At 66.8% G+C, this 18355-nt stretch carries 11 protein-coding genes; 4 read left to right on the top strand and 7 right to left on the bottom strand.

The features are described from left to right. The first annotated feature begins 158 nt into the window (after positions 1-158). Both EL249_RS09240 and pbpC read left to right on the top strand, forming a co-directional pair. On the top strand, positions 159-6698 hold the full coding sequence (locus EL249_RS09240) for an alpha-2-macroglobulin family protein (protein ID WP_005672922.1): 6540 nt from the start codon (positions 159-161) through the stop codon (positions 6696-6698). A gap of 14 nt (positions 6699-6712) precedes the next feature. Next, positions 6713-9253 (top strand): penicillin-binding protein 1C, encoded by a 2541-nt coding sequence (gene pbpC / locus EL249_RS09235; RefSeq protein WP_005672923.1) that lies wholly within the window; start codon positions 6713-6715, stop codon positions 9251-9253. A gap of 143 nt (positions 9254-9396) precedes the next feature. Here pbpC and rimO read toward each other — a convergent pair whose 3' ends face one another. Beyond that, positions 9397-10890, bottom strand: coding sequence for a 30S ribosomal protein S12 methylthiotransferase RimO (rimO, locus tag EL249_RS09230; RefSeq protein ID WP_005672924.1), 1494 nt, complete (start codon positions 10888-10890; stop codon positions 9397-9399). Between the two features lie 259 nt (positions 10891-11149). On the opposite strand from rimO, the gene EL249_RS09225 reads away from it, so the two are divergent. Next, positions 11150-11929: an acetoin reductase gene (locus tag EL249_RS09225; RefSeq protein ID WP_005672926.1), complete on the top strand. Its 780-nt coding sequence runs from the start codon at positions 11150-11152 to the stop codon at positions 11927-11929. Positions 11930-12034: 105 nt separating this feature from the next. On the opposite strand, the gene EL249_RS09220 is transcribed toward EL249_RS09225, so the two are convergent. From EL249_RS09220 to EL249_RS09205, 4 genes are all read right to left on the bottom strand, one after another. Beyond that, entirely contained in the window at positions 12035-12256 is a 222-nt protein-coding gene (locus EL249_RS09220; protein ID WP_005672928.1) for a hypothetical protein, read from the bottom strand. A gap of 148 nt (positions 12257-12404) precedes the next feature. Further along, positions 12405-13019, bottom strand: coding sequence for a polyhydroxyalkanoate synthesis repressor PhaR (gene phaR / locus EL249_RS09215; RefSeq protein ID WP_005672929.1), 615 nt, complete (start codon positions 13017-13019; stop codon positions 12405-12407). Positions 13020-13117: 98 nt separating this feature from the next. Further along, complete coding sequence (gene phbB, locus EL249_RS09210; RefSeq protein ID WP_005672930.1) at positions 13118-13855, bottom strand: acetoacetyl-CoA reductase; 738 nt, start codon at positions 13853-13855, stop codon at positions 13118-13120. Positions 13856-13858: 3 nt separating this feature from the next. After that, entirely contained in the window at positions 13859-15532 is a 1674-nt protein-coding gene (locus EL249_RS09205; protein ID WP_005672931.1) for a PHA/PHB synthase family protein, read from the bottom strand. Between the two features lie 251 nt (positions 15533-15783). Here EL249_RS09205 and EL249_RS09200 point away from each other — a divergent pair, with 251 nt between their 5' ends. Further along, positions 15784-16008 (top strand): hypothetical protein, encoded by a 225-nt coding sequence (locus EL249_RS09200; RefSeq protein WP_005672932.1) that lies wholly within the window; start codon positions 15784-15786, stop codon positions 16006-16008. Between the two features lie 24 nt (positions 16009-16032). Here the strand turns inward: EL249_RS09200 and pgeF are convergent, their stop codons facing one another. Continuing rightward, positions 16033-17115, bottom strand: a complete 1083-nt coding sequence (gene pgeF / locus EL249_RS09195; RefSeq protein ID WP_005672933.1) for a peptidoglycan editing factor PgeF — start codon at positions 17113-17115, stop codon at positions 16033-16035. Positions 17116-17127: 12 nt separating this feature from the next. Then, positions 17128-18126, bottom strand: coding sequence for an RluA family pseudouridine synthase (locus EL249_RS09190; RefSeq protein WP_005672934.1), 999 nt, complete (start codon positions 18124-18126; stop codon positions 17128-17130). Between the last annotated feature and the right edge of the window lie 229 nt (positions 18127-18355).

Here is an 18355-nt window from a genome sequence, read left to right as displayed (position 1 = left end):
TTGGAATATGTCCGCCTGGGGCGGGCAGAAACCTCAATGGTAATTCATTCCGTGTTGCCTTTCGGGCTGCCCCGGACGTCTCAATTCCACCAATCCGGCTTACCGGGGAGCCTTACATTTCGTAACATCGACGGACCCTCCTTTGCGTGGTCGATGCCATGAAGTCCAAGCCGTCCCTCCTCCTGCCTGCCCATTGCTTTCCCGGGGAGGATGCCGGGCCGGGAATCGCGCAACGTGGCCATGCCTGGCTGGTGGCGGGGCTGATGGCAGCGCTGCTGTATCCCTCGTCCAGCGAGGCGATGACGGCCCCGGCCAGCACCACGGAGGCAGCGACGGCTCGCGCCGTGGATGTGGCTGATGCCACTGCGGCTGTCACGGGAATTGCGGCCGGCGCACCTGCAGAGACCGCCGCCAGAACGGCAGGAACATCGACAGAAAACGCCCCTGCCCGTCCTGCCATCCTCAGCATCTCGCCGCAGGGCGAGGTGTACCGGCCGCGGCAGATGGTGGTGAAGTTCGACGCGCCGGCCGCCCGATTTGGCGACGCGGGGGCCGAGAGCCCCGTGCGGCTCAGCTGTTCGGGGCTGCCGGATGCCGGGCCGGACGCATCGTCATCACCGCCGGCTTCACCCTTGGGCAGCGGTCGCTGGACCGGGCCCCAGGAATGGGTGCAGGACTTTCCGGCGCCCTTGCCTGCCGGTGTCCGTTGCCAGGTCTCCACTCGGCCGGATTACCGGACGCCATCCGGTGTCCTGCTGAAGCCCTCTCGTCATGCGTTCGACACAGGCGGGCCGCGCATCGACCGGGTCCGCCCCTGGGAAGGCGACACCATCGAAGAGGATCAGGTGTTCGTGCTGCGCCTGGATGCACCGGCCACGATAGCCAGCCTGAAGCAGCATGTCTGGTGCCGTCAGCCCGATCTGGGCGAGCAGGTGCCGGTGCGCCTGGTGGAGGGCGAACGGCGCCAGGCCATCCTGTCCGGCCTGCGGTATGCGTCGGGTGAACAGCCTGCCGGTGGATCCGAACGGGGGAATGCGGCAGCCGGTGAAGGCACGGCCACCACGACGCTGGCCGTGCTGCAATGTCAGCGCCGCTTCACGCCGGGCACCGAGGTCTCGCTGGTCTTCGACCGGGGTGTGGCGCTGGCCAACGGCATGACCAACACGCAGGTGCAGCGCATGGACTTCAAGGTGCGCCAGCCGTTCACGGCGGAGATGAGCTGCGAGCGCGAGAATGCCCAGGCGGGCTGCATGCCGATCCGGCCGATCACGGTGAACTTCAGCGCGCCCATTCCGAAGGCATTGGCGGCCCAGGTCTATCTGCAGGCGGGGGGGCAGAAGCTGCGCCCGCAGTGGCCTGGTCCTGATGGTGAAGGCTTCGAGGCCGCCGATCCGGCGAAGGCCGGGGATGGGGTGGTCGAGTCGTTGCGCTTTGCCGCGCCGCTGGCCGAGCAGACCACCTATGCGCTGGTGATGCCCGACGACCTGCACGACGCCAGCGGCCGGACGCTGCGCAATGCCGCCAGTTTCCCGCTGTCCATCCGGACGGCGGCATTGCCGCCGCTGGCCAAGTTCGGCACGGCCCCCTTCGGGATTGTCGAGCGCTTTGCCGAGGGACCGGATGGCCCGGCCCTGCTGCCCCTGACGGTGCGGCGTGTGGAGGCGGATCTGGCCGTGCGGGACCTTCAGCCGGCGCAGGATGCGACCCGTCGTGCAACACCCCAGGCGCTGGGCGGTGCCCGGCTGCAGCTCAGCCAGCTGCAGGCCCGGGAAGATGGCGAGATCATCCGCTGGCTGCGTCGGGTGAACCATTACGATGAGGGCGTGGTGAACCGCCGCGTGGCGGCGCAGGACGCCCGCAACACGCTGCCCGCTTCCCTGCCCGATGACGATGCCGACTACGTGGAAGCGCGCATGGTCTCGCTGCTGGAGAACCTGCCCCAGGTGCAGTCGCAGCCGCTTCCGGACATGCCGCAAGGCGATGTTCGCCCCTTCGAGGTCCTGGGCATTCCCCTGTCACCCGGTTTCCATGTGCTGGAAGTGGCCTCCAGCCAGCTGGGCCAGGCCCTGCTGAACGCCGGCTATGGGGACAGGCGCACGATGTATGTGCGCACCGCGGTGCTGGTGACGAACCTGGGGGTGCATTTCAAGCAGGGACGTGACGGCGGTCTGGCCTGGGTGACGACGCTGGACCAGGGGCGGCCGGTGGCCAATGCCCGGGTTCGGGTCACGCACTGCAATGGGCAGCTGCAGGCAGAAGCCACGACCGATGCTCAGGGGGTGGCCCGCTTCCCGGGTCTGGAGCCGTTCTCCGGGGAATGTGGAGAGAACGATTACAGCAGCGGCAGCATGTCGGGCTACTTCGTCAGCGCCCGGGCCGAGGATCATGGCGTGCAGGACATGAGCTTTGTCTGGAGCAGCTGGCAGGAAGGCATCGAGCCGTGGCGTTTCGACGTCCCCACGTCCAGCGCGCGTGAGCCGGAGGTGCGTGCGCATACAGTCATGGATCGCACGCTGCTGCGTGCCGGCGAGACGCTCTCGATGAAGCATGTCATCCGGACCGAGAAAGGACTGGGGCTGACAGATGCCAAGGCCGGAGTGGCCGGAACCGCTTCGCCTCCTGCCGATGCCGGCGCTGATGACGCCCGGGGGTTCGGGCTTCCCGACAGCCTGCCGGACACGCTGGTCATCACGCACGTGGGCAGCGATCAGCGCTTCACCCAGCCGCTGACCTGGCGCAGCACGGCCACCGGCGGGCGCAGTGCTGAAAGCCAGTTTGCCATTCCGCCCGGTGCACGGCTGGGGCAGTATCGGATCACGCTGACCCGTGAGGACGAGCGTATCGAGCTGGAAAGCGGCACCTTCCGGGTGGAGGACTTCCGTCTGCCCGTCTACCGGGGGTCGGTGCTGGTCCGGCCCACCGCAGGCAGCGACCAGGCCAATGTGCTGGTGGCCGGGCAGGATGCCCGGGTGGACATGCAGCTGGACTACGTGGCCGGCGGCCCGGCTGCCGCCATGCCGGTGCAGGTATCAGCCATGCTGGAGGATCGGACGCCCGAGTTTGCCGGGTATGAGGCCTTTGACTTCGATTCGCCCTCCAGGAGCCCCTCCGCGGTGTCGGAGGAGAACGATCAGGACGCCACTCAGGACTCGGACACCGCGCAGGCATCCCGTGGTCCGGAGGATCGCCTGGTGGCCAACCGGCTTCCGCTCATGCTGGATGCGCAGGGCCATGGCCTGCTGACGCTGCCGCTGCCCGCCTCCCACCGTCCGCAGACGCTGACGGTGGAAACCAGCTATGCCGATCCGAACGGCGAGATCCAGACCCTGCGTGGCCGTGTACAACGCTGGCCGGCTGCCGTGCAGGTCGGCATGCGGGCCGAGAGCGGGGTGTCGGTCGGCAAGCCGCTGGCCGTGCAGCTGCTGGCGCTGGGGACGGATGGCAAGCCCCGGGCCGGCGTGCCGCTGACGCTGACGGCCCGGATGGAGACCATCCACAGCAGCCGCAAGCGGATCGTGGGTGGTTTCTATGTCTATGACAGCCACGTCGAGACGCAGGCGCTGGGCACGCTCTGCCAGGGCAAGAGCGATGCGCAGGGACTGCTGGACTGCCAGGTGACCCTGGAAAAGGCTGGGGATGTGCAGCTACAGGCCGTGGCCCGGGATGCCGAGGGGCATGCCAGCGTGGTCGAAAGGACGCTCTGGGTCTCCGACCAGTCGCAATGGTGGTTCGGGGGCGGCAACCATGACCGCATCGACATCATCCCGGAAAAGCGCGTGTATGCCCCGGGCGAGACGGCGCGCTTCCAGGTCCGCATGCCGTTCCGTGAGGCAACCGCTCTGGTGGCCGTCGAGCGCGAAGGCATCATCCGCACCCAGGTGGTGGAACTCAAGGGCGATGACCCGACGGTGAGCCTGAAGGTGGAGGAAGGCTGGACGCCCAACGTCTATGTGAGCGTGCTGGCCCTGCGCGGCCGGCTGCGTGACGTGCCCTGGTACAGCTTCTTTGGCTGGGGCTGGCGCCACCCGGGCCGCTGGTGGGATGCCTGGTGGCAGGACGACAGCCAGTACCAGGCGCCTACCCCGCTGGTGGACCTGAGCAAGCCGGCCTTCCGCTTCGGGATGGCCGAGATCCGCGTGGGGGATCGGCAGCACCGGCTGGATGTGAAGCTGAAGGCCGATCGGGAAAGCTATCCCGTGCGGGGGCACGCCCAGGTGGACATTGTGGTGACCTTGCCCGATGGCAGGCCGGCTGCGCATGCCGAGGTGGCGGTGGCCGCCGTGGACGAGGCGCTGCTGGAGCTTCTGCCCAACACCAGCTGGAAACTGCTGGAAGGCATGCTGTCGCGCCGCGCCTGGGGGGTGGAGACTGCCACCGCGCAGATGGAGATCGTCGGGCGCCGGCACTATGGCCGCAAGGCGCTGCCGCCGGGCGGTGATGGCACGACGGCCGCCCGTGCGGGCGGTGCGGTGCGCGAGCTGCTGGACACGCTGCTGCTGTGGCAGCCGAAGGTGCAGCTCGATGCGCAGGGCAAGGCGCGCGTGACGGTGCCGCTCAATGATGCGCTGAGCACATTCCGGGTCGTGGCCGTGGCTGACAGCGGCGTCTCGTACTTCGGGACGGGCCAGACGCACATCCGCACGGCGCAGGATCTGCAGCTGATCAGTGGCCTGCCGCCGCTGGTTCGTACCGGCGACCGCTTCCAGGCCGGCTTCACGGTACGCAACACCACGCAGCGCCCGATGACGGTGCAGGTGGCGCCTCGTGCCGCGCTGCTGACTTTGGAGCCGCAGGTCGTTCAGGTTCCCGCCCAGGCGGCCCGTCAGGTGTGGTGGGAGGTGACCGCACCGACCACGCTGGCCGAACTGCGCCCGGGCGAGATGCTCTGGGAAGTGGAGGCCCGGGAAACCGGGGACAAACTGGAAGCTGCCCGTGACGTGCTGAAGGTGAACCAGCGCATCGTGGCTGCCACGCCAGTGTCGGTGCAGCAGGCCACGCTGGTTCAGCTGGGTGAGAAGCCGACGACGATGGCGGTGGCACCCCCGGCCAGCACCCTGCCCGGCCGCGGCGGGCTGCAGCTGAACCTGCGGTCCCGGCTGTACGACGGTCTGCCGGCGGTACAGGCCTGGTTCCAGCGTTATCCGTATTCCTGTCTGGAGCAGCAAGCCAGCAAGGCGATCGGCCTGCACGATGCGGTGATGTGGCGGGAGATTCTGGAGAAGATCCCCACCTACCTGGATGACCAGGGGCTGGCCGATTACTTCCCGCTGCGTGGGGGCAGCGACAGCGGCAGCCCGCTGCTGACGGCCTGGCTGCTGTCGGCCACGCATGAGGCGTCCTGGCTGGATGCCATCTTTGCGTTGCCGCAGGCTACGCGGGAGCAGATGATTCGCGGACTGACGATGTTCGTAGAGGGCAAGCTTTCCGTGCGGGAAGGCAGCTGGATGTCCCGCTATCGGCAGGACATGCGCCTGATGGCGCTGGAAGCCCTGTCCCGACATGATGCCGTGCGGCCTGCCATGCTGGATGGGCTGGAGATCGCGCCCGTCCGCATGGGAACGGCTGCGTTGCTGGACTGGATCGGCATCCTGCAGCGTGTGCCGCAGGCGCCTGCACGTGCGCAGCGGCTGCGTGACGCCCTGCAGGCGCTGCGTGCCCGGGTCTCGTACCAGGGCAGCCGCATCGTGCTGCAGGCGGACGCGGAGCGTGACGGCTGGTGGCGCATGGGCAACGGGGACGTGGATGCGGCGCGCCTGCTGCTGGCCGTGCTGGATGATCCGGCCTGGAAGGAGGATCTGGGACGGATCGTGACGGGCCTGCTGGCCCGGCAGCAGCGCGGCGCCTGGCAGAGCACCACGGCCAACCTGTGGGGCAGCCTGGCGGTGGCTCGCTTTGGCCGGCAGCAGGAAGATGCGCCCGTCAACGGCGTCACGAAGGCACATCTGGGCAGCCATGACGTGCAGCATGCGTGGGCCGATGAGCGGATGGACGGCAGCCTGTTCCTGCCCTGGCCCGCCACGATCGGTGATGGCGCAAGGCAGGCTGAGGCCGCATCGGCCACCTCGTCGTCGGCCCCCCGTGGTGCCGCGCGTGGTGGCAGGCCGGCTGCTTCCGTGGAATCTTCAGACCGTCTGGAGGTACTCCATCAGGGCAGTGGTCGCCCGTGGCTGACGTTGCAGTCGCTGGCGGCGGTGCCGCGCACCCAGCCCTTCTTTGCGGGCTATCGGATCCGCCGGACCGTCGTGCCGATGACGGCGCATGTGCCAACGCTGCCGGCAGGCCGTCATGCGCGGGGGGACGTGCTGCGGGTGCGGCTCGAGATCGAAGCCAGCGCACCGATGGAATGGGTGGCCGTTTCCGACCCGGTACCGGCCGGGGCCACCCTTCTGGGCAGCGGACTGGGCCGTGATTCTGCCCTGGCCACGCAGGACGAGGACACCGGCGACGGCTGGCTGGCCTATCAGGAGCGCGGTTTCGAGTGGCTGCGCAGCTATTACCGATATGTGCCGGCCGGCAGGACATCGATGGAATACACGCTGCGGGTGAACAACCCCGGCACCTTCCAGTTGCCACCCACCCGAGTCGAGGCACTCTATGCGCCCGAGATGTTCGGTGAGCTGCCCAATGCAACGATCACGGTGCAGGATGCGGACGATGCATCGGCATCGTCTCCCCGGACGGAGGGAGCGACGCGTTGACCCGCAGGAGACGCATGGTGTCTGGACGCTGGGCCGCCGGGCTGTTGCTGGGGCTTGGCATGGCGTCTGCAGCGGCGGTTTCCGTCGGTCCCGAGCCTGACCGGACGCTGCCGGACTTCGAGACGGTTCGCAGCAGCTTCCGGTCATCCGAGACGCTGCTGCTGGATCGTCATGGCGAAGTCCTGCACCGGCTGCGTACCGACTTTCAGGTGCGCCGAGGCGCCTGGGTGGCACTGGGCGATACTTCGCCTGCGCTCCGGATGGCCCTGCTGCTGTCGGAGGACCGGCGCTTTCATGAACACAGCGGCGTGGACTGGTGGGCCGTGTCGGCAGCCGCCTGGGGCAACCTGTGGCACGAACGCACGCGCGGCGCATCGACGCTGACGATGCAGCTGGCCGGTCTGCTGGACCCTGCCCTGCAGCGACCGACCAGCAAGGCGCGCGGCCTGTCGCAGAAGTGGGCGCAGGCCAGTGCTGCCCGGGAACTGGAAACCCGCTGGCGCAAGGATCAGATTCTGGAAGCCTACCTGAATCTGGTGCCGTTTCGCGGCGAGATCGTCGGCATTGACGCCCTCTCGCACACCCTGTTCGGCAAGTCGGCCCTTGCGCTGAATGCACCCGAATCGGCGCTGGCCGCTGCGCTCATCCGTGCGCCCAATGCTCCGGCTTCCCGGGTGGCAGAGCGTGCCTGCCGTCTGCTTCAGCAGATGCAGGACCCCAAAGCGGAGTGCCTGTCGGTGGATGTGCTGGCGGGCATGACGCTGCATCGCCGTGACTGGGTGCCCAGCGAGGGTGTGGCACCGCACCTGGCACAGCGCCTGATCCGTCACGTGAATGAAGACCTGAACACAGCCCTTTCCGACGGCGGGGCCGGAGAGGACACTGTGACCGCTCTCCATGACGGCCACCCCACGGTGCGCAGCACGCTGGATGGCCCCCTTCAGCGCCTGGCCATTGACACGTTACGGACACAGTTGCGCGAGCTGCAGGGCCGACACGTCGAGGACGGTGCCGTGGTGGTGCTGGACAACGCCAGCGGCGACGTGCTGGCCTGGGTGGGGTCCAGCGGCAGCCTGAGCCGGGCGGCGCAGGTGGATGGCGTGATGGCACGACGCCAGCCTGGCAGTGCGCTGAAGCCTTTTCTGTATGCGCAAGCACTGGCCGAGCATCGGCTGACGGCTGCTTCGCTGCTGGATGATTCGCCGGCTCATCTTCCTACGGCCAGCGGCCTGTACATGCCGCAGAACTACGATCATCGTTACCAGGGCTGGGTCTCGGTGCGCACGGCACTGGGGTCGTCGCTCAACATTCCGGCTGTGCGCACGCTGGTGATGGTCTCGCCGGATGCCTTCCATCGTCAGCTTCAGCGGCTGGGGATGCGCTTTCCGGAAGGCAGCGGCTACTACGGCTACAGCCTTGCGCTGGGCAGTGCCGAGGTCAGCCTGCTGCAACTGACCAATGCCTATCGAGCGCTGGCCAATGGCGGACAGTGGTGTCCGGTGCATCTCCTCCCCGAAGCGCACCGGCGTGGGGCACCCTCGTCGCTGACAGGTCCGGTTGAACATGCGGATGGTCTGCCTGCCATCGCACCCAAACCCGCGTCATCATCATTCCGTGATGCGTCCATCCAAACAGACGATGAAGAAAGGCAGTGGCTGCCGGAAAACTGCCATCAGACGCTGGATGCCGGAGCGGCTTTCATCATCAGTGACATTCTGTCCGATCGTCATGCACGCCTGCCCACGTTCGGGCTGGATTCGGTACTGGACACACGCTTCTGGAGCGCCGTGAAGACCGGCACCAGCAAGGACATGCGGGACAACTGGGCTGTGGGCTACAGCCAGCGCTACACGGTGGGGGTCTGGGTGGGCAACGCCAGCGGCGCGCCCATGCACGACGTGAGCGGCACCAGCGGTGCGGCTCCGGTCTGGGCCACGTTGATGCGCGAGCTGCATCGCCACGAAATCAGCCGAGCGCCTTCGCCCCCGGACGGGGTGGTGCGGCAGCAGGTGGATTTTGGCGGTGAGTCAGAAATGGCCGGCTTGAACGAGGCCAGTGCCCAGGCGCTGCCAGCAAGGCGTGCAGGTACGGTGGATGATGAGGGGGCGAATGCCACCGAGCGCTCCGGCATCGAGGCACCTCGTCAGGAGTGGTTTCTGGCAGGCACCGAGCAGCGGCATTTCAGCCCACCGGCCATGGTTTCGGGGTCAAACGACACACGCACGGGGAAAGGCGACGGCGCGCACGCCGGGTGGCAGGACCATGATCCGTCCGCCCTGCCCGCACGCATCGTTGCGCCGGCACCGGGCACCGTCATTGCGCTGGATCCTGACATCCCGCCGGCCAACCAGCAGCTGCGGCTGGAAGCCAGTCACGGTACGCCTACGGAACTGTACTGGTTCATCGATGACCAGCCGGTTGGACAAGGGGCCCGCGTGGGCTGGATACCCCTGCCCGGCCGGCACACGATCACGCTGCGCGATGCCCGAGGCGGCGTGCTGGATGCGCGCCGGATCGAGGTGCGGGGCGCGTGGCTGCGCCCGCCTCTTCAGTAAGGGCCGCTCTTCGGAAGGAACCGCGAAACGATGCTGCCCGCCAGAATGGCGCAGCACGGGGCATCGCGATGGCTTTCGCACAGGCTGGCGGAAGGACAGTTTCAGAGCACGAATTCCCGGGCTGACCAGCGTGCCGTGAGCGATCAGGCGTCCGGGGCCAGTTCTCCCACCAAGTCATGAGCATCGTAGTCGGTGATGTGGGCGCGCACGAAGGTGCCGGGACCCATCGTGCCGTCGGCAGGTGCTTCGTCCAGCTCCACGTAGACCTGGCCGTCGATCTCGGGGGCGTCGGCCTGGCTACGTCCCACCAGCCGCCACCATCCCTCTTCGGGATCGTGCTCGATGGCATCGACCAGCACCTCCAGCGTCTGCCCCACCTTGCGGGCCATGCGGGCCTCGCTGATGCCCTCCTGCACTTCCATGAGCCGGGCGGCACGCTCCTCGCGCACCTCGTCGGGAAGCGGATCGGGGAGATCGTTGGCGGCAGCCCCTTCCACGGGCGAATACGCAAAGCACCCCACGCGGTCCAGCTGTGCTTCCTCCAGGAAGTCCAGCAGATACTGGAACTCTTCCTCGGTCTCGCCGGGGAAGCCCGCGATGAAGGTGGAGCGGATGGTGAGTTCCGGGCAGACCTTGCGCCAGGCCTGGATCCGCTCGATGTTGCGCTCGCCACTGGCCGGGCGCTTCATCAGCTTCAGGATGCGCGGATGGGCGTGCTGCAGCGGCACGTCCAGGTACGGCAGGATCAGTCCCTCGGCCATCAGCGGCAGCACGTCGTCCACCGCCGGATAGGGATAGACGTAGTGCAGCCGGACCCAGGCACCGTACTGCCGGGCCAGCTGGCCCAGTTCGCGGCACAGCTCGAACAGCCGCGTCTTTACCGGGCGGCCGTCCACGAAGTCGGTGCGGTAGCGCAGGTCCACCCCGTAGGCGCTGGTGTCCTGCGAGATGACCAGCAGCTCCTTCACGCCGGCCTTGAGCAGATTCTCGGCCTCGCGCATCACCTCGCCGATGGGGCGGCTGTCCAGATCGCCGCGCAGGCTGGGGATGATGCAGAACGAACAGCGGTGGTTGCAGCCTTCCGAGATCTTCAGGTAGGCATAGTGGCGCGGCGTGAGCTTGATGCCGCCTGCCGGCACCAGGTCGCTGAAGGGATCATGGGGCTTGGGCAGATGCTGGTGGACATTGGCCATCACCTCTTCCAGCGCATGGGGGCCGGTGACGGCCAGCACGCTGGGGTGAATCTCGCGCACCAGGTTGCTGTCCTTGCCGCCCTGCCCGGTGCGTGCGCCCAGACAGCCGGTGACGATGACCTTGCCGTTCTCGTGCAGCGCCTCGCCGATGGCATCGAGCGATTCGGCCACGGCTTCGTCAATGAAGCCGCAGGTGTTGACCACGACCAGGTCGGCGCCTTCGTACTGGTTGGAGATCTGGTAGCCCTCGGCGCGCAGCTGCGTAACGATGCGCTCGGAATCGACGAGTGCCTTGGGGCAGCCCAGCGAGACGAAGCCGACGCTGGGGGCGTGCTGGCTGATGGCGGTGGAAGCCGCCTTGGGGGCATCAAGTTTCTGGCCGATGGCGGCGGCGGTGACGGCCTTTTCGGCGGCCGGTTGGCGGGAGAGCCGGGTTTCCTGCATGACGAATGGCGGGGAGGATACGGGTAGACCCGGATGATACCCCGTATGTCAGCAGGGTTGACACGGTGACGCATACCGGCACGGCGGACCCGGGTATGGCAACCGAACGCGCACGATCAGTCATCATGACAAGGAGTCCGACATGGTCCAGGTGCCTGTCCTGTCGGGGCCAACGTGCGGGCCTTGGCCGCTCGTTGCGCATCCGGGGTCTGGTCCTGCGATCTGTCGGCTTTCCACCCTCAGCAAGGAGACACCGACCATGACTGAAAAAGTTGCCGTGATCACGGGTTCTGGCGATGGCCTGGGCAAGGGGATTGCCCAGCGCCTTGGAAAGGATGGTTTCAGGATCGTACTGTCGGACATCAACGCCGACACGCTGAAGAAGACCGAGGCCGAATTCAAGGCCGCCGGCGTGCCGGTGACGGCCTTCCAGGGCAATGTGTCCAGGCGGGATGACCAGTTCCGGCTGGTGAAGCACGCCGTGGACACCTTCGGCCAGGTGGACGTGTTCGTCAACAACGCGGGCGTCGAGGACGTGATGCCGCTGGAGCGGGTGACGGAGGCCGATTTCGACCGCGTCTTCAACATCAACGTGAAGGGCGTGCTGTGGGGCATTCAGGCTGCGGCCGAGCAGATGAAGAAACAGGGCGGCGACCGCATCTACAAGATCATCAACGCCGCTAGCATCGCCGCCCATGAGTCCTATGACCTGCTGGGCATCTATTGCGCCAGCAAGTTCTCGGTGCGGGCGCTGACGGTGGCGGCTGCCAAGGAGCTGGCGCCGCACCGGATCACCGTCAATGCCTATTGCCCGGGTGTGGCCGGCACGCGGATGTGGGACCGCATCGACGAGGAGATGGGCAAGATCCACGGCTGGGCGCCGGGTGAGGCCTTCAAGCGCTTCTCGTCAGGCATCCTGATGGGCCGCCCGCAGGAGCCGCACGACGTGGCCTCGCTCGTGCACTATCTGGCCTCGCCGGATTCCGACTACATGACGGGTCAGGCTATCCTGATCGATGGCGGGATGGTGTTCCGGTGATTGGATGAAGCCCCGGAGTCGGCCAGTCAGGTATCGGCTGGTCGGCTCCCTGGCGACGGAAGCGTCCCGTCAAACCGTTGGCTCATGCCGAAGCATCCTGCATGCTCAGCCGGCAAGGAACAGGTAACCTGCCAGAAGCACGGGGATGATCACCATCAGCACCATGATGATCCCCATGGCCTTGATCAGCCCGGCGGCATGTTTCGCCGGGATGTGCTTGATAAGGAAGCGTCTTTGATTGAAGAGCCCCACGAAGACGAGCACATAGGTCAGATAGTAGCGGAATGAATCCGGTGAGAAATCCAGCTTCTGGATGAGGTCGTCCATGATGTCCAGGGGGCTTCGTGCGCGTTGCGCAAACACGGCGCGCCCATCATATGCGGGGCAGCGGCAGCCCCGGATGGGTTGTTGTACGGTTTGGACGGTCCCGTATCTGTCTGGTCACGCCGTGTCGATGGGCGGTTGGGTGCTTCTTTCAGCTCTCGTTCTTGCCCGTGGGTTTGTGCGGCCGCTTTTCGGCGTCCGGCCAGCCCTGGGAACTGCTGCTCTCCTGCCCCATCGGGAAGGCGCCGGGGAAGCTGCTGAACATGCTGCGGGCCTGCTGCTGCATCTGATCCTGCATCTGGAAGAACAGGTTCTTGCTCTGTTCCAGGTAGTTGCTCATCATGCTCTGCATCATCGGCGCCTGACCCTGCATGAACTGGGTCCAGAGTTCGGCACTGGGCACGCCCTGGCCTTCGTACAGGTTCCGTGACTGGGCCTGCATGCGGTTCTGCACTTCGATGAAGGTCTGCAGGGTCTTTTCCAGATAGGCGCCCATCATGCCCTGCATGGCATGGCCGTAGAAGCGGATCATCTGCGCCAGCATCTGCTCGGAAAACAGTGGTGCGCCGCCGGCTTCCTCATCGAGGATGATCTGCAGCAGGATGCTGCGGGTGAGGTTTTCCTGCGTCTTGGCGTCCTGCACCTGGAAGCTCTCGCCATCCAGGACCAGCTGCTTGATGTCGGCCAGCGTGATGTAGGCGCTGGTCTGCGTGTCGTAGAGCCGGCGGTTGGGGTATTTCTTGATCAGCCTGGTCGTGGGGGCCATCGGGTGCTCCACTGCTGGATGGGTTGTCGTCGTTGACGGCATGATACCTGCTTGGTCAGGGCGCCTGCCGGGGGTGAATCCGGTGGCTCCAGAAGCCATCAACACATGTGCAGGCCACCGTTGACGGAGAAGTCGGCGCCGGTGGCAAAGCCGGCATCGTCGGAGGCCAGCCAGGCCACGATGGAGGCAATCTCGGCCGGTTCGCCCAGGCGGCGCACGGGGATGGTGGACACGATGCGATCCAGCACGTCCTGACGGATGGCCTTCACCATGTCGGTGGCGATGTAGCCGGGCGAGACGGTGTTGACGGTGATGCCCTTGCTGGCCACTTCCTGGGCCAGGGCCATGGTGAAGCCGTGCAGGCCGGCCTTGGCGGTGGAGTAGTTGGTCTGACCGAACTGCCCTTTCTGGCCGTTGACCGAGGAGATGTTGATGATGCGTCCCCAGCCCTTTTCCAGCATGCCGTCGATGACCTGACGGGTGACGTTGAACATGGAGTTGAGGTTGGTGTCGATGACGGCGCGCCAGTCCTCGACCGACATCTTGCGAAAGAGCCCGTCGCGGGTGATGCCGGCGTTGTTGACGACGATGTCGGGGTTGCCGAATTCTGCCTTGACCCGGTCGAAGGCGGCAACGGTGGAGTCCCAGTCGGCGACGTTGCCGACCGAGGCATGGAAGGTGTAGCCCTCTGCCTTCTGTTGGTCCAGCCAGGCGCGGGTGTCACGGCTGGGGCCGGCCCCGGCAATGACGATGTGGCCTTCCCGCGCCAGACGTCTGCAGATGGCGGTTCCGATGCCGCCCATGCCGCCAGTCACGTAAGCGATGCGCTGTGCCATGATTCAGATCCTCTCCTTGACGTAACGGCCGGGTGCCGGCTCGATGGGGGGATACTGCGCGGAGCCGGGCGCGGTGGGGGCCGGTACGGCCTTGCCCTGGTAGCTTTCCAGCCACTGATACCAGTCGGGCCACCAACTGCCGGCATGTTCTTCACCCTGCGCCTGCCATTGCTCGGGGGTGAGGCCGGCGATGTCGGGGCCGGTGGCGTAGCTGCGTTTCTGTTTGGCGGGCGGGTTGACGACGCCAGCGATGTGGCCGCTGGCGGCCAGCACGAAGCGCGGCTTGCCGCCCAGCGCCTGGGCCGATTCGTAGCCGCCCTGCCAGGGCACGATGTGGTCCTCGCGGGCGCACAGCACGTAGGTGGGCACGTCGATGCGCCGGAGATCGATGGCTTCCCCCAGGCTCTGGAAGACGCCGGGCTGCACCAGTTCGTTCTGCAGGTACAGATGGCGCAGGTAGGTGCAGAACATGGGGCCAGCCAGATTGGTGCTGTCCGAGTTCCAGTACAGCAGGTCGAAGGGCGGCGGGGTCTCGCCCTTCAGGTAGTTGCCCACCACATAGTTCCAGACCAGCTCATTGGGCCGCAGGAAGTTGAAGGTGAGCGCCAGATCCTTGCCGGGCATGATGCCCCGCTGGCCGATGGTGCCTTCTCGCAGGGCCAGCTGCATCTCGTCGATGAAGATGCCCAGCACGCCCGGATGGGTGGAGTCCAGCAGCGTGGTGAGCAGCGTGAGCGAGGCAGCGGGTTTCTCGCCCTTGGCGGCCAGCGCAGCCAGCGCAGTGCACAGCAGTGTGCCGCCGATGCAGAAGCCCAGCAGGTTGATGGTCGGTTGACCGCTGATGGCCTGCACGACGTGGATGGGATCGACGATGCCCTTCTGCAGATAGTCGTCCCAGCCCAGCGTGCAGCCTGGATCCTGGATGTTGCGCCACGAGACGACAAAGACAGTGTGCCCCTCGGCAACCGCATGGCCGATGAAGGAATTGCTCGGCTGCAGGTCCAGGATGTAGTACTTGTTGATGGCAGGCGGGATGATCAGCAGCGGCCGTTCACCGACTGACGGTGTGCCGGGCTGGTACTGGATGAGCTGGACGAGCTCGTTCTGGTAGATGACGGTGCCGGGGGTCGTGCAGACGTTGCGGCCGACCTCGAAGGCATCGGCTGGAGTCTGCGAGATGCGGCCCTGCTGCAGGTCGTTCAGCAGGTTCTGGATGCCCTGGCGCAGGCTCTCGCCCTGGGTCTCGATCATCCGTTGCTGGGCATCCGGATTGGTGGCCAGGAAGTTGGCGGGTGAGACGGCATCGACCCACTGCTGCACGGCAAAGCGCAGGCGATCCTGCGTGCGTTCATCGGATTGCACCAGGGCGGCAGAGCGCTGCAGGAATTCCGAATGGAAGCGGTACCAGGCCACCTGCCAGCCGAAGAGCGGCTGCTTCTGCCAGGCCTCGGCCGCAAAGCGCCGGTCATTGCCCAGCTCGGGGGCAGCGCCCGACATCTGCTGATTCAGCTGTGCCTGAAAGCGCTGCATGAACTCGGCCTGCAGGGCGGACAGTGCCTCGGGATCGATGTGCCAGGTTGGCGCGGTGGCCTTGGTGTCCGGGCGCTTGGCCTGCTGCGGTGGCGTCCCGGCGCGGGGCTTCTTGCGCTTCCGGGCGGATGGCGAGGTCGTGGCCAAGATCGGTCTCCTTGGGGTGCTGTTTCGCCCTGTGTCCCCGGGCGTGGCCTTTCCGGTTCATTGTAGGCGCTGACACACACCCTCACCACGGTTCAGCGGATGGGGAAAACCATGAAGACCGGCTGATGTCAGGGGCAAGCCGGGCGGTTCATGCCTTGTCCGTGGCGCGGGGCTCGCTGCGTGTTGGATGCGGACCATGGGCGGCCCGTGCGGGATGTCCGTGGGGCGCCCGGACGCGGCACAATGCAGGCATGCTGATCATCATCATTGCCTGGCTCTACGTGGTCATCCTGATGTCGATGACCGAACACTCGGTCATCGCGGGCGTCATGACCTTCCTGCTCTACGGCGTGCTGCCACTGTCGGTGGTGGTGTACCTGCTGAACACGCCAGCCCGGCGGGCACGGCGCAAGGCAGCAGAAGCGCAGAAGGAAGCGGCGGCCGCTACGGAAGATGCGGAAGGATCCGATCGATAGCGTCAGGACGCCTCGGGACTTCCGTCAGGGCTTGATCCAGACAAGCCCGGCCATGCGCCCGCAAGTCTGGTCGCGGCGATAGCTCCAGAAGCGCACGGGATCAGAAAAGGTGCAGGCTCCGGCCGTGTGGATGTCGGTGATGCCCAGTGCGTGCAGGTGCTGGCAGGCCAGTTCCGGCAGGTTGGCCAGCCATTTGCCGGGTTTCCTGCCGGGCTGGAAGGCGGATTCCGCGCGCGCCATGTGTTGCGCGTCTTCCTGGACGGACGGCCTGCCCTGCAGGTGGGTCGCCATGTCCTGAGCAGCGGCGATGAACGCGGCGCGCACCTCGTCGCCCACCTCGAAGACGGCGGGACCGATGCAGGGGCCCAGCCAGGCCACGATGTCGGCATCGGGCACTTTCTGGCGCATTTTCTGGACGGTGGCCTGCAGGATGCCGCCCGCCAGGCTGCGCCAGCCGGCATGGGCCGCGCCGATCACCCTGCCCTGTCGGTCGGCCAGCAGCACGGGCAGGCAGTCGGCCACCTGCACGGCCAGGGCGATGCCGGGCCGGGTGGTGATCTGGGCGTCGGCTTCCGGCTCGGGGACTGGGGTATCCGTCGCCGGGCTCATGTCCGCGCTGGCCGATGTTCCCTGGGCATGGGGCTGCGGTTCCGGCGAAGGAGCGTGGCGGTTCGTCCCTCGGGATGCGTCGGTATCGGGATGCGTTTCATCCAGATCCAGCACACGGATGCCGTGGACCTGTTTCAGCCACGAGATGGGCTGGCCAATGATGGCTTCCACCCGCCGGCGGTTCTCGTGTGCGGCGTCTGGGTCATCACTACAGTGAATGCCCAGGTTCAGGCCACCCGGAGCCGGTCCGGTAGAGCTGGACGCCGCCGGACCGGACGACGGAGCTTGTGGGCAGGCTTCTGCTTGCAGGGGCCCCTGCCCGTCAGGGGGTACTGGTGAAGCAGCTTCCCGAGGTACGTTGTCTGTGGAATTGGCGCAGGCCCCCCACGGTCCCTGGCTCACGCCGCCGCTGCGCAGGGTGAAGGTCCAGCCTACCGAAGGGTGCGGTACCGACGGCATGGGCAGGAAGGCGTGGTCGTCGTTCAGGGAGATCGTCATGGCTCTGTTCCTTCAGGCCCCTTCCGATGAAGCGGCTGGGGGCTGGGCGGGCAATGCAATCTGCAACTCGGCAGCCAGCGTCAGTAGGTCGGGCGGGATGGGGGCAACAAACACCTGCGACTGCTGGGTGGCAGGATGGATGAGCTGGAGCTGCCACGCGTGCAGGGCCTGGCGGGCAAAGCCGGCCAGTGGCTTGCCACCGTACAGGGTGTCGCCCACCAGCGGATGGCCAATGTGGGCCATGTGAACGCGGATCTGGTGGGTGCGACCGGACTCCAGCTTGCAGAGAATGGCGGCGGCCTCGGCATCGGGGCTGGCGGCCAGCAGCCGGTAATGGGTGCGAGCCGGCTTGCCGGCAGGTGGCTGCACGACGGCCATGCGCAGACGGTTGCGTTCGTCACGGCCGATGTTGCCCTCGACGGTGCCCTGGGCCGGCGTCTGGCCGCAGGCGATGGCCAGGTAGCGTCGTCCCATCTGTCGGCTGGCCAGCTGGGCGGTCAGGCTGGCAAAGGCGCGTTCGCTGCGGGCGCAGACCAGCAGGCCGCTGGTGTCGCGGTCCAGCCGGTGGACGATGCCGGCCCGTGGCAGCCGGGCGGCCTTCGGGTCGGCATGCAGCAGGCCGTTCATGAGGGTGTTGCGCCAGTTGCCGGGGGCGGGATGGGTGACGAGCCCGGCCGGCTTGTCGATGACGGTGATGTCGGCGTCCTGATGGACGATGGCAAGCGGCACCGGGTCGGGCGCAAAGGCGGTGTCGCTTTCCAGCGGCTGCGGTTCGACCTCGATGCTTTCGACGCCCTTCAGACGCAGCGAAGGCAGCCGTACCTGCTGGTCGACACGCACCGCTCCCAGGGCGATCCAGCGCTGGATGCGCGTGCGCGAGATGCCGTCGAGCCGTTCCTGCAGATAACGGGTCAGGAACTGGTCCAGCCGCTGGCCCTGCCCCTCACGGGCATCGATGACAAGGAGCGTGTCGGGGGTGGATTCGGTGCTGAGGTCGTCGGACAGGCTCATGATGATGGTGCGGCGGCGGGAACGGCCGGAAGCTGAAGGATGCCGGGCCGGGCGGGTTGGCGGCTCGTGCGCTTTCGGCCGGCATGGCGTCTAGTGTAGTCAATAGTCATCAAGAGGCGGTGTCGGGATGGCGTGAAGGCAGGCCGTGACCATCCGATACGCTTCGTGGCTGCCCGGGCGACAGGGCGTTTTGCGCGTGCGGCTGGGGGGCTGTCTATAATCGGCCGCT

It is taken from the genome of Lautropia mirabilis (assembly GCF_900637555.1).
In the GTDB taxonomy this organism is placed as follows: domain Bacteria; phylum Pseudomonadota; class Gammaproteobacteria; order Burkholderiales; family Burkholderiaceae_E; genus Lautropia; species Lautropia mirabilis.
Note: the sequence above shows the minus strand (reverse complement) of the source record. Positions and strands in the feature narration are given on the sequence as shown.